The organism is Marinilabilia rubra (genome assembly GCF_003121985.1).
Taxonomy (GTDB): domain Bacteria; phylum Bacteroidota; class Bacteroidia; order Bacteroidales; family Marinilabiliaceae; genus Marinilabilia; species Marinilabilia rubra.
Genome location: NZ_QEWP01000007.1, coordinates 49,695 through 63,232 on the forward strand (window position 1 = coordinate 49,695; position 13,538 = coordinate 63,232).

Annotated in this window: 11 protein-coding genes; 5 read left to right on the forward strand and 6 right to left on the reverse strand. The window is 41.2% G+C overall.

What is annotated here, in order from left to right:
• Positions 1-90 precede the first annotated feature (90 nt).
• The 4 genes from DDZ16_RS10085 to DDZ16_RS10105 all read right to left on the reverse strand — a co-directional run bounded on the left by DDZ16_RS10085 (position 91) and on the right by DDZ16_RS10105 (position 3,693).
• Positions 91-1,446 carry a DUF3987 domain-containing protein gene (locus DDZ16_RS10085; RefSeq protein WP_109264339.1) on the reverse strand — a complete coding sequence of 452 codons (1,356 nt, stop codon included), beginning with the start codon at positions 1,444-1,446 and terminating at the stop codon, positions 91-93.
• A 205-nt stretch (positions 1,447-1,651) separates the two neighbouring features.
• Complete coding sequence (gene ltrA / locus DDZ16_RS10095; protein ID WP_109264341.1) at positions 1,652-3,037, reverse strand: group II intron reverse transcriptase/maturase; 1,386 nt, start codon at positions 3,035-3,037, stop codon at positions 1,652-1,654.
• Between the two features lie 125 nt (positions 3,038-3,162).
• Complete coding sequence (locus DDZ16_RS10100; protein ID WP_146192227.1) at positions 3,163-3,417, reverse strand: hypothetical protein; 255 nt, start codon at positions 3,415-3,417, stop codon at positions 3,163-3,165.
• Positions 3,418-3,474: 57 nt separating this feature from the next.
• Positions 3,475-3,693: a MerR family transcriptional regulator gene (locus DDZ16_RS10105; protein ID WP_109264343.1), complete on the reverse strand. Its 219-nt coding sequence runs from the start codon at positions 3,691-3,693 to the stop codon at positions 3,475-3,477.
• Between the two features lie 368 nt (positions 3,694-4,061).
• Between DDZ16_RS10105 and DDZ16_RS21105 the strand changes: the two genes are divergently transcribed.
• The 5 genes from DDZ16_RS21105 (at position 4,062) to istB (ending at position 9,685) form a co-directional block, all read left to right on the forward strand.
• Complete coding sequence (locus DDZ16_RS21105) at positions 4,062-4,298, forward strand: DUF4248 domain-containing protein (RefSeq protein ID WP_109264344.1); 237 nt, start codon at positions 4,062-4,064, stop codon at positions 4,296-4,298.
• A gap of 758 nt (positions 4,299-5,056) precedes the next feature.
• Positions 5,057-6,610 (forward strand): IS21 family transposase, encoded by a 1,554-nt coding sequence (gene istA / locus DDZ16_RS10115; RefSeq protein WP_109264345.1) that lies wholly within the window; start codon positions 5,057-5,059, stop codon positions 6,608-6,610.
• A 13-nt stretch (positions 6,611-6,623) separates the two neighbouring features.
• Complete coding sequence (locus DDZ16_RS10120; RefSeq protein ID WP_109264346.1) at positions 6,624-7,244, forward strand: ATP-binding protein; 621 nt, start codon at positions 6,624-6,626, stop codon at positions 7,242-7,244.
• 127 nt (positions 7,245-7,371) lie between these two features.
• Positions 7,372-8,919, forward strand: coding sequence for an IS21 family transposase (gene istA, locus DDZ16_RS10125; RefSeq protein WP_109264347.1), 1,548 nt, complete (start codon positions 7,372-7,374; stop codon positions 8,917-8,919).
• Positions 8,920-8,947: 28 nt separating this feature from the next.
• Positions 8,948-9,685 (forward strand): IS21-like element helper ATPase IstB, encoded by a 738-nt coding sequence (gene istB, locus DDZ16_RS10130; RefSeq protein WP_109264348.1) that lies wholly within the window; start codon positions 8,948-8,950, stop codon positions 9,683-9,685.
• A 129-nt stretch (positions 9,686-9,814) separates the two neighbouring features.
• On the opposite strand, the gene DDZ16_RS10135 is transcribed toward istB, so the two are convergent.
• Positions 9,815-10,006 carry a hypothetical protein gene (locus DDZ16_RS10135; RefSeq protein ID WP_109264349.1) on the reverse strand — a complete coding sequence of 64 codons (192 nt, stop codon included), beginning with the start codon at positions 10,004-10,006 and terminating at the stop codon, positions 9,815-9,817.
• 1,273 nt (positions 10,007-11,279) lie between these two features.
• Positions 11,280-13,433 (reverse strand): methylmalonyl-CoA mutase, encoded by a 2,154-nt coding sequence (scpA, locus tag DDZ16_RS10145; RefSeq protein WP_109264351.1) that lies wholly within the window; start codon positions 13,431-13,433, stop codon positions 11,280-11,282.
• Between the last annotated feature and the right edge of the window lie 105 nt (positions 13,434-13,538).

Consider the following 13,538-nt stretch of genomic DNA (forward strand, 5'->3'; position numbering starts at 1 on the left):
ACATAAAGCATTGTGAATCAATCAAACTCCACAACTCCGCAAACTCTACAGTATTCCATATTTTTCTCAGCCTTTATGGCAGCAGTAAGATTAATTGAGTACATCAGTTTCGTACACGCCTTTCTGCTTTTTATGCGCCAGTTTGGTATTGCTCAGCAATTGATAAGCGTATGATTCTTTGGCGATATTGAGTTTGTTGGCCATTTCAATAAACTCTTTATTGGTGAATTCCCGTTTACCAATCTTCTTTAAAACCTGAAATACCTTACCTTCCTTTGAGTTGTCTTCATACACATTTAAAACCATGTGATCTAGCTTTAATGCATTCGAAAAGAAATAATCCTTAAGCATAATGGATTTCTTCATTGAACTTTCGCTTATCTGCTTGATCGCCTGCCCTTCAAAAAAGCTATTGGAGACTTCAAGAACCAGGGCAAACCGCAATATATACCTATCCAATTTTGACAGGATTCCTGATATGGCAGCATCCTTATTGGAAGGCTTTACGTGTTTGTTTACTTCATTAATAAACAAGTCCTCTGCCTTCTCAGATAATGGTAACTCTATCGTATTAATGCTCTCATTGACTTTATCCATTAATGCTTTCATCCTCGAATGAAATTTCTCAACCATATAATCATCAGGATTTTTTCTTCCGATCAATTTCTTCTCCATTTTTAACGGAATAGCAAATAGAATTCGCTCAAAGAACCCGTCTTTTATATCCTTGGCCTTAAAGGATGCAATCACATCGTCCTGAATACTGCCAATGATTGAAACACAAGGCATACTCAATGACGAACTTTCGACCTCTTTACGATCCAGTGAAATAGGTGCACCATCCCATATGGATAAAAACTGACTTTGTTTTGAGGTTCCGCTATATCCAATCAAATTCAATATAAAGCTCTTAAACTCATCGGGCATCAATATCATACCATTTGGATTTTGCTTATGGATATTGATAAGAGCCTCAAAAGTCGGATCAGTGGAATACAATTTTCTCTTACTGGGTTTCTTTTCTCCGCTATCTGGGTCATAGTTGGCAATGGCTGATTCATATTCCTGATCGTATTGCTTCTGCAGGTTTTTGATGGCTTTAAAAGCTGTTTTTAAGGGTGCACTTTTATTCTGCCCTGACTTACCTACCAACACTACCCACATAGATGGATTTTCTACCCATTCAATATGTTTACGCAGATGATACGAGTTGCCTATAATGCCGGCCAATGCTGTAAAAATACTTACCGATGTATAGTCGATGTTATAATTCCCGTGGTCATGCAATTCAATAATAGTATCCTGGATAAACTTTGGAAAGATGGTCAATGGAAATTCCGACTCCTCTGCCATTTTAAGTCTGAGGTTGGCTTCATGGATCGACATCTTTCCATATTTCAGATGCGCTTTCCCCAGTTCCGTTTTTTCATTTTCAAATGATTCCATACGATTTAAAGGGATTATCCATTAATACTTTCAAGGTAAGCTTCTATTTCAGAAGCCTTATAGTAAATTTTGCGCCCGGTCTTTTTATATGCAATAACCTTATTATCACGGTAGAGTAGAGTACAAAGCCAACCATTTGTTGACTTTGTAGCCCCCTCGTCAAACCGTACGTGCGGTTTTCCCGCATACGGCTTTCCTATAACGTTCATCTCCGGGCATTCACAGGTCGTATGCCAGAAGTCCTGTATGGTCGAACTAATCCATAGTCCCTGACCAGTATCTCAAATGCTTGTTTGCCGAACAAGCGGGACTTGCGCTGGCTTTTACGATTGTAGTAGCGATTCAGACGATAACGAAGGTATTCTTCTAATTCCCTGAACGCTACCTGTGTATAACTGACTTTTTCTACTCGATAATAATTCATCCAACCTGTTATCATGGGATTCAACTCATATACCAGCATTTGTGTATTGAAGTGTCCTCGCTTTTTCAGCATCTCATTGACCTTTTGTCGTATTTTCTTCCGTGATTTGGCCTTGGGCATTATATTCCAAAACCTTGTCCCGTTTTTGAATATACTTCGGTCGTATCGAAATGTAAATCCCAGAAAATCAAATGACTCTTCTCTGGCTTCTACCAGTTTACTCTTTTCTGTATTTAAAATAAGTCCCATGCGTGCCAGGTAACCGTGCATCCTTACGAGGGTTTCTTGATTGATGTGCTTTGCCATTAATATAAAATCATCGGCATAGCGTATCATACGAATCCCTTCTCCTGAAAAGTACCCGCCTGGCTTGTTAACCAGCCGGTCTAACAAATTCATATAGATATTGGCCAACAGGGGCGAGATTACCCCTCCCTGTGGCGTACCTTTTCTGTTTTTCCTCCCCCCTGTATATCGTCCGTCTTTTTCCACTATGGGTACTTTCAGCCATGTTTTTATCAGATCAAGTACCCGTGGATCGGCTATACGTTCTTTCAAGGCTATTAGTAGCTTGTCGTGGGGAATTGTGTCAAAATACTTACTCAGGTCTGCATCATAGACTGTTTGTTTTCCTGACTTCAGGTTGTCCCTGATCTCCCTTATTGCTCCATGTGCCGAGCGTTTCGGACGAAATCCATGGGAAGAGTTGTCAAAGTCTGCCTCCCATATAGGCTCTATCACTATTTTACAGGCTTGTTGCACAACCCTGTCTTTTATGGTAGGTATTCCTAAGGGGCGTTCTCCACCATTCTCTTTTTCTATCATTACCCGCCTTACAGCCTGAGGCTTGTAACTCCGTTGCCGAAGTTCTTCCTCTATTTCTCTCAGGAATTTGGTCTCTCCATACTGTCTTATATCAGTGTAGGTTTGACGATCTATCCCCGGACTGTTCCCGCTACTTCTTTTGCAGCGATTGTACGCTTCCTTTAATACGTAATGTAGAAATATCTTGTCATAGAGAATGTAAAATTTATACTTCTTCTCCTGCTTGGCCTTAAGATATAGTTTCAGTTGTAAGAGACGCACTTTTTCCTGCGTAGTCCGTTCTTTACGCTTCTTTTGCGATAACCGGGCTATTTCGCGCTCTATCTTTTCGTGAGTACTCATTTCTTCAATTGGATAATGTGTCTCTTATCTGATTCTTTCGTTTATAGTAATGCCCCTTCCCTCCTTCCAGGTTATGTTGTCCTGATTATCTTCAGTACTACGGGCATATCCGCCACCCTCGACACTTACTCGGCTGGTAAGCCGTTAGGGCTTCCCTTGTTCATGCGTTTCCCTTTCCATGCATGCCATCCCATTCTACCCCGTGCAGCCATATCGGTGCTTGTTGTCGTTGCTTCCCGGTATGTTTCAGGTTTCACCAACAAAGGGAGGTTGACCACTGCAAAGTTGCATAACGAGGCCTGACTGGGTTCATTTCCATTACGGCCTGCATGGACGCAAACCACGAACTTAGCACGTTTGGTTTCCCGCACGCACCTCATGGCTGCTTCAGGCTGAACGACAAATTGGCCTGTGTAATCCTTTCATATCACTGGGTTTTATATATTTAACGCACGCTTTTCAAGGCGTACCATAGTTTGCAAAGTCCGCCTACTGACGTTTAACAACTTGCATACTTCTTCGGTAACATACCAACGATCTTTAAAGCCATCATTCTTGGCCACATTGATACTATCAATCTTATCGTTAATATGGTCGATCTTGCCCATTAACTTATTAAAGAGATGCTCATCTACAATTACAACTGTCTTGCTCATTTTTATACGATTTTAACGTGTTATTAAATTTTATTTCGTCAAACCTAAGCAATACGGTACACTCACTTCCTAGTAAAAGATAGTAACGGAAAGTAAAGGAGAGTAAAAGCAAGTAAAAAATTGTTTTATATCGTATTTTATCGTTTTTGCGGTTTTTAATTGAGCGCAAGTAAATAGTATTGAATACAAGATATATTCTCAATCAGTCTAACAAAATCGTTTTCATCCGTTTATTTCGTTTTATTACCTTTTGGTTTTCAAGCTATTTGCTTAATATTACCTTATGTTACTATGTTTTACTATTGCTTTTTTATTGCATTCTAATTCTCTATAATTGAATTAGAAAAACGCAAAAAGAACTCACTAAAATGATATTTAAAAGAACGATATTGAAACAAGATTTGGCCATTAAATTATATCCACAAAGCTCAAATATAAATGCAGCGATGCAGTTGCTCCGAAAAGAAATAAAACTATCACCGGAATTAAATAGCAAACTCGATATGCTAACAAGAAATAGACGAGCCCACTACTATACCCACAAAGAATTACAAGTTATCCTGGATCATTTTTGCATTAGTAAGCAAGAATTTGAGTTGTTATAAGGATTTCTTTGGGGAAAATCGTGATAAAACTTAAAGAAAACCTAGCAAAAACAAGCTCCAAAGCACTATCTACACTAATAATTAGATAGCTTTTGAGTGCTTTTTCATGCTTCTGAATACTTTCAGAGTATATACAGACCATATCTAGAGTATATTTCACTTGCTTTTGAGCACTTTGTGTATTTTGCAGAGAATATTAAGCGTGCTTTTTGAATGCTTTCAAAATTTATGAGAGTACCTTTAGGATGCTTTGCTCGTTATCAATAGTGCTTGGTGTAAATCTCCACCAATATGAAAACAGCACCAAAGTTGAATTAGGAAAATGCTTCGTTTTTTAAGAGTGCATTTTGAGCACTTTATAGGGAATTGTATGGTCTGTCGTGCATGAAACTAAAAAAAATTCAAATTGTCGTTACTTGGCAAAGTTGTGTCACAAATTGGCATAGCTATAAGTCGCTAGTTTTGTGATTTATAATATAATTTTACAACCATCAAAATGAAGTAGAATAATATTAAGCGCAATACGATGATATTACCACGAACAATACTAAAATGCATATTCCGGAGCAATCCGGACACCCATTCCGGTTTAATGCGGACAGCTATTCCGTTTCATTGCGGACAATCATTCCGTTTTAATCCGGACACCCGTTCCGTTTTATTGCGGACACCTATTCCGGAGTATTCCGGACAGTTGTTCCGTTTCATTCCGGACACTTTTCTCGTCAACTTTAGGCCATTAATTAAAAACATAAAAAATGGCCAAACGACGAATCGATATGAGAAAAGTACGAGAGTTATTACGACTTCATTACGAACAAGGCATCATCAGTGCCAGAGAACTAGCAAAACTGGCGGGTATGGGGAAAAGTACTGCCAGCGACTACTTAGCTGGATTTAAGTCCAGCGGGCTTGAATACCGACTTATTAAGGACTTGTCCGATTCTGACCTGATTGCCGCGATACACAGCCGGAAAAAGACCGAAAACCCCCGATATCAAACACTTTATGAGCAGTTCCCAATCTACTATAAGGAATTGCAAAGAACGGGAGTGACCCTGCAATTGCTCTGGCAGGAATATAAACAAAAGCATACTGATTGTTACGGATACAGCCAGTTCTGTCACCATTATTACAACTGGCGGAAAGAAAGTAAGGTTAGCATGCACATGGAGCATAAAGCAGGTGATAAGCTTTTTGTGGACTATGCTGGGAAAAAAATGAGCTACACGGATTCTTCAACCGGAGAAATTATCGAGTGCGAAGTTTTTGTAGGTGTTTTGGGCTCCAGCCAATTGGCGTACATCGAAGCCACGCCCACACAAGAGAAACATAATTTTATTTCCGTAAATGAAAATACACTTCACTTCTTTGGTGGCGCTCCCAGGGCTATAGTTCCGGATTGTTTAAAATCAGCCGTTACAAAGGCCGATAAATATGAGCCACAGGTCAATTCAACCTATAATGATTTTGCTTGTCACTACAACACAGCAATTCTGCCTGCCCGTGCTCTCAAGCCACAGGATAAATCCCTTGCTGAAAACTTCGTAAAACATGCTTACAATTCCATTTACGCGCCATTGCGTAATGAAACCTTCTTTTCCATAGAAGAGTTAAATGCTGCTTTATGGGTGCAATTAGACATTTACAACCGAAAGAAATTTCAAAAGTGCGATTATTCACGCCAAGAACTTTTTGACGATGTAGAAAAAGATGCCTTAAAACCACTTACCACATCCAGATATGACCTAAAAACTTTTTGTTGTCTTACCGTCCAGTACAATCATCATATTTATCTGAAAGACGATAAACACTACTACAGTGCACCTTTTCAGCTTACCGGTAAGAAGGTGCTAGTGACTTATACATCGCGCAATGTAGAGGTCTATTTTAACAATCGACGGGTAGCCCTTCACACAAGAAAATCCACAAAATACCGCTATACGACCAAAGATGAGCATAGGCCCTCGGGGCATAAATTTGTTGCAGAATGGACTCCACAACGGTTTATCAATTGGGCCGCTAAAATTGGCCCTGAAGTACAAGAGCTTGTCACGGCACTCCTCGACAGCAGAAAACATCCCGAACAAGCCTATAAAAGCTGCATGGGACTATTGTCTCTGGCGAAAAAACATGACACCGATGATTTCATCAAGGCATGCAAAAAAGCTCTAATCCTAAACTGTATCCAGTACAAATTTGTGAAAAACGTCTTGCAAAATAAGGCTTTCGATATGACAGGTGAAGAACAAATGGAATTATTCAGAATTTCAGAGCACGAAAATCTACGTGGAAAAGAACATTTTAATTAATAAATCGCTAACTATGAACATTACAGCAACTTTAGAAAAACTAAACGCCATGCGTTTGCAGGGGTTTGAACAAGCCTATCGTAACATACTGGATAGCGCTGTGCAAGAAAAATTCACACCGGATGAACTGATTGCTCATCTGGTTGATGCCGAGTTTGATGACAAATACAATCGAAAATTAAAACGACTCATTAAAACAGCTAATTTCAAGCAGCAGGTAAGCATTGAACAAGTTGACTATCATTTACCAAGAACGCTTGATAAAAACATTGTTCTCAGACTTCAAAGTTGTGACTGGATTAATAAAGCCAGGGACTTATTAATAACAGGAGCAACTGGTACAGGAAAATCTTTCTTAGCCTGTGCCTTTGGTATGCAGGCATGTATTAACGAATTGAAAACACTTTATTATACGGCCAATAACCTATTGGATAAAATGACATATGCGAAAGCTGATGGAACGTATTTTAAAATGCTTGATTCAATCTCAAAAGCAAAACTGTTGATTATAGATGATTTTGGATTGCGCAAAATTGACAATAAGCAATGTAATATGCTTCTGGATATTATTGGTTATAACGGTTCAAAATGTGCCACCGATTTCGGAGTTATTGTGCCAGTGATTTCGGTTTAAAATGTGCCAAATTATCGGACGGCGTGGCTAAAGAATTTCGGTTCGACTTGTGCCAACTTTTTCGGTTCGACTTGTGCCAGTTTGAGAGATCAGGTTAAAACTGCTATATCGCAAATAAAAAAGCGCTATGGCCAATACACTTGATCTTATGGATTTAAAACAGATTCTGACGCTTCATTTGGATGGATTGAGCAATCGCAAGATCGGCGATATGCTATGCATTCATCGAAATACTATTAACGGTTATGTGCAGCTATTTAATGCCAGCAAATACACAAAAGAAGAACTTCTGGCCAAAGATAATGAAGAGCTACTTAAACTTTTCCCTTCGCATACGACCATTAAAAATCCGCGCTATGATGAATTAATGCGCTACTTTGAAAAAATGAATCAGCAACTTGATCACCCGGGATTTACGTTTCTGTTTCACTACAATGAGTATCGACAGCAATCAAAAGAGCCCTACAGCTACACTCAATTCATGGAGCATTACCACCGAAAGTTCCCCAAGGAAAAAGGTTCCATGAAACTCGAGCATAAGGCCGGGCATGAGGTTTATATCGATTTTACAGGCAAGAAACTTCAAATTATTAATCAGGAAACTGGAGAAATCATCCCGGTTGAGGTTTTTGTAGCCATATTGCCCAAGAGCCAATATACCTATGTAGAGGCTTGCCTGAGCCAGAAACGGGAAGATTTAATAGGCTGCATGGCAAATGCATTGTCCTATTATGGGGGCGTTCCCAAAGCCATCGTTTCTGATAATTTAAAATCGGCAGTGACAAGGGCCAGTAAATATGAGCCGGAAATCAATCGCTCTTTTAAGGACTTCGCGCGTCACTACAACTGCGTTATCAACCCAACCCGTGGTTACTCGCCACAAGACAAAGCGCTGGTTGAAAACGCCGTAAATCTTGTTTATCAGCGCATATATTACCCCTTGCGCCAGATGACGTTCTTCTCTCTGAAAGATCTTAATAGAGAAATAAGGAGGCTTTTAGGCCCTTATAACGATCTTTTGCTTCAGCTCCGACAGGCCAGTCGTCGCGAACTGTTCCAATCCATCGAGCGTGAACTTTTGAAACCATTGCCAGAGTCCTCCTATGAACTAAAAGACTACCGCAGGGCCAAGGTACAAAAGACCGGCTATGTCTATTTTTCTCCAGACAAGAATTATTACAGCGTTCCTTATCGGTACATCGGTAAACGTACTCAAATACAATATACCAAGTCAACGGTAGAGGTTTTCTACAATCATGAGCGCATTGCCTGTCACTGTCGCAATCCGGCTCCGGGAGTATATACTACCAACGAAAACCATCTTAGTAGTACTCATAAGGCCTATCGCCAATGGAGTCCTGACTATTTTAAAAAGAAAGCTTCCAGGCATGGAGAGCATGTACTTCTGCTTATCGAGGGACTCTTAAGAGAAAGTGATTATCCTGAAACGGCCTATAAACGAGCGATGGGCATCATACAATTACATCGTGATTATAGCTCAGAGCGATTAAATAATGCATGCCAAATAGCCCTCAACGTGGAAACATACTCATACAAACGGATAAAAAATATCCTTAAGAATAATCAGGACAAAGACTTTGAACCTCTTGAAGATGACACTCAAACGCATATCCCTTTTCATAGCAATATCCGGGGCGCTTCAGCCTACAAATAGAAATACAAACAAGTAAAAATCAAATGTCATGAACAACAATCAAACAATCGAAAAACTCAGGAAAATGCGCATTAATGCGATGGCGGAGTTACACCTGCAGCAGGTTAAAAACAATCAGCTGATGGATGTAACACCTGATGATTATCTGGCTTTACTTACCGACCATGAATGGGAAGAGAGGCAAAACAAAAAAATACAGCGATTGTTAAAACAGGCCGGATTCCGTCAAAAAGCCACTATGGCAGATGTGGACTATCAGGCTGGCAGACAACTGGACAAGAATATGTTCCAAAGGCTCTCTTCACTTGACTTTATCGCAAGAAACGAAAATCTCATTTTTACAGGCCCCTCGGGTGTTGGGAAGAGCTATTTGGCACAAGCCTTAGGACATCAGGCATGCATGATGGAATATAAAGTGGTTTATGCCATTACCTCCCGTTTGTTTAAACGTTTTAAACTCTCAAAAGTGGATGGTACATACATGAGAGAGCTCAACAAACTCTCAAAAGCAGATGTGTTGATTATGGATGACTTCGGTCTTCAATCCCTTGACAAACATGATCGTGAAACATTAATGGATATAATAGATGACCGCTATAACCAAAAAACAACAATCGTGTCATCGCAAATACCAGTATCAACTTGGTATGACATTATAGGGGAAGGAACAATCGCTGATGCAATACTCGACCGACTGGTGAACTCATCCCATCGAATCGATTTAAATGGGCCCTCTTTAAGAAGAGATATTTTGAAAGCAGAATAACATTTTTTTTGTACTATTGCACCATCTCTCAGACTGGCACATTTTGACCGAAATGCCTGGCACAGTCAGACCGAAATAGCCACCTTTTTGAAAGGAGGCGTAAATCCAATAAAAAAGCATAGAAAAAGTTTACTTTCTATAAACCTCCCTGAAAAAGAACACAAAAAACACCACTAACACACTTGGCAAAATAGACCTAAGAGTTTGGACTGCAGCATTCCAACCTGGCACCTGGAGTCCAAAAGTAAAGAAGTATTCAACCAGGAAAATGAGAACAATAAAGAAGAGCATAGTCTGAAAGAAAGATTTAAGATTTTTCATTCTGGTAGGTTTTTAAGATTAATAGTTACTGATTTCTTATACTTGAAATAGAGGTTTAATCACATATTAGCTCATATCTTTGATTTACTGATGCTTAATCAGAATACACATTGGCTTTTACGGGGCTAATTCGTACCTTCTTCGGGGCTTGTTCGGCCGTTCTTCGGCATTTCTCCGACTCTATAGGGCCGAAGAACAGCCGAACAGAAGTCGAACAAAGGTCGAAGGAGGTACCTGCAAGGTTCGAACGAGAATAAAGGCAAAGCCGAAGCGGAATATTTTTTTGATTCAAAAATTGAAGTAGTTGGTATAAGCGCCGGTGGTCGGAAGGCGTCCCAGGAAAAAGGTTAGAATCAGTCATAATATTGGCATTTAAGGTAATAATTGATTAACAAAAATAAATGAAATGTTTCATTTTTCCAACAAACTATTGTTAGTGATGGCTTCACTTGAAGTGAAACCATCACCGTTATTTTGAATATACGACACCTTCGGCGTCGGTTTATATTAACTGTAATTGTTTCTATAAATATGGGAGCCCTTCAGGCTCCCGGTCCATCATTATCCTTAAAATCAACCTTAAAAAATAATGTTTTCAAAAGCCAACATCAGCAACCTACCACGAAGTTTACTGTAAATCAACACTCTCTTAACAAATAGTCTATTCTAAAAGGCACGTCAAACATCTCGATAAATTTGATATCCTCTTCCCGAAATGTCTTTTTCTTATTTGTCCTTTTTGGCATTGCCCCAAAAAGAGACCAAAATCCCGATTATTGTTTTTGAGAGTTTTCCAAAAAAACTTTACAAAACCGATATCGGGACTAGTCCGTTTAAACCAATCAGCCCTCGAAAACCAAAATTTCCGGCCATTGCGCAAGGTCTTGAAGGTCGCCCATTTTGGCTTCCCGCTTTCCGCCGGCCCGGAAAACGGACAGGCCAGCACGCTGTTTCAACACAAAATTCGTAGCGGCATTATGATTTCTTTAAGATAAAAGATAGGAGCCCTTCAGGCTCATATCAACACCAACACATAAAATAATTCCGGAGAAAGCGATACGCTTCAACGATCAACAACATACCCCATTGACCACGAAGTTGGTCGCATATTTATAGACCTCATCGTCATGCTTACCTTCGTGCCCCGAAAGGAGCTCGCATGTTAATCTTCTCTCAAACTAACCCTCTGCGACTTTGTGTCTCCGCGTTTACACCATCAAAAAACCCCCACCGGAGACCGGCAGGGGCTTAAAAATATCACTATCGAAAGTTCTTACTCTTCGTGACTGTGCAGTAATAGCTTACATATATCAATAGCAGCACGTGATACAGATGATCCGGGGCCAAAGATACCCACTACACCACAATCGTAGAGGTACTGATAGTCCTGGTGAGGAATAACACCACCGGCAATCACCATGATGTCTTCACGGCCAAGCTTCTTCAGCTCATCAATAACCTGAGGAACCAAAGTTTTGTGTCCTGCAGCGAGAGAAGAAACACCCAATACGTGAACGTCGTTCTCAACAGCCTGACGGGCAGCTTCAGCAGGAGTCTGGAACAATGGTCCCATATCCACGTCGAAACCGATGTCGGCATATCCGGTAGCCACTACTTTGGCACCACGGTCGTGACCGTCCTGACCCATTTTGGCAATCATGATACGGGGCTGACGACCTTCTTTTTCTGCAAACTCAGCAGCCAGTGCACGAGCCTGTTCAAACTCGCTGTCATTTCCGGCCTCTGAAGAATATACTCCGTTAATTGATCTAATCACAGCTTTATATCTTCCAACGACTTTTTCACAAGCATAAGAAATTTCACCCAGAGAAGCGCGCTTCATGGCAGCATCAACAGCTAACTCAAGCAGGTTACCTTCGCCGGTTTCAACAGCTTTGGTAATAGCCTCAAGAGAAGCTTTAACCTCATCTTCGTTACGCTCGGCACGCAGCTTTTCAAGGCGCTCAATCTGAGACTTACGCACGGCAGTGTTGTCAATCTCAAGAATATCGATAGGATCTTCTTTCTCGAGACGGTAACGATTGGTACCAACAATCACCTGCTTGGCACTGTCGATCTTAGCCTGTGTACGGGCAGCAGCCTCTTCAATACGCATCTTTGGCAGACCTGTTTCGATGGCTTTGGCCATTCCACCCATCTCTTCGATCTCTTCGATGTGTGCCCAGGCCTTGTCAGCCAATTCCTTAGTCAATGCTTCTACATAGTAAGAACCAGCCCATGGGTCAACAGCCTTGGTGATTTTGGTTTCTTCCTGAATGTAAATCTGAGTGTTACGCGCAATACGTGCCGAAAAGTCGGTAGGCAATGCAATGGCCTCATCAAGCGCGTTGGTGTGCAACGACTGGGTGTGTCCCAAAGCGGCAGCCATAGCTTCCACACAGGTACGACCAACGTTGTTGAAAGGATCCTGCTCCTGCAATGACCATCCTGAAGTCTGAGAGTGCGTACGCAACGCCATAGACTTAGGATTCTTAGGATCGAAACGTTTCACGATTTTCGCCCAAAGCATACGTGCAGCACGCATTTTGGCAATCTCCATGAAGTGGTTCATTCCGATGGCCCAGAAGAAAGACAAACGAGGTGCAAAAGCGTCAACGCTCAGTCCGGCAGCAACACCAGTTTTCAGGTATTCCAGACCGTCGGCCAGGGTATAACCCAATTCCAGGTCGGCAGTAGCACCGGCTTCCTGCATGTGGTACCCAGAAATGGAGATACTGTTAAACTTAGGCATCTTCTGAGATGTGTACTCAAAGATATCGGCGATAATGCGCATTGAGAACTCTGGTGGGTAGATGTAAGTGTTACGCACCATGAACTCTTTCAAAATGTCGTTCTGAATGGTTCCGCTCAATTCCTCAAGCTTGGCACCTTGCTCCAAACCGGCAACGATGTAAAAAGCCATTACAGGCAGTACAGCACCGTTCATGGTCATGGAAACCGACATCTTATTCAATGGAATACCATCGAAAAGCACTTTCATATCAAGGATAGAGTCGATGGCCACACCGGCTTTACCTACGTCACCAACCACACGCTCATGGTCAGAGTCATAACCGCGGTGGGTAGCAAGGTCAAATGCTACAGAAAGACCTTTCTGTCCGGCCGCCAGGTTACGACGGTAAAATGCATTAGACTCTTCGGCGGTAGAGAAACCTGCATACTGACGGATGGTCCAGGGACGCATGGCGTACATAGCCGAGTAGGGCCCGCGAAGATAAGGCACCAATCCTGCAGCATAGTTCAGGTGCTCCATGCCTTCCAGGTCTTCTTTGTTGTAAACGGGTTTCACCGGAATCTGCTCAGGTGTAACCCAGTCTTTTTTAATGCCGTTCTTTTTCTCCCAGGTTTTGGGATCAATAGGGCATTTATCTCCTTTGAATTCTATTTTTGAAAAATCTGGTCTCATGATAAATATTTTTAACGCAGAGGCGCTTAGGCGCTGAACTTAAATTTGAATGTCCAAAGATGTCTTTGAAGTCATCTCTCTCAATAAAAACTATGCGTCACCGCG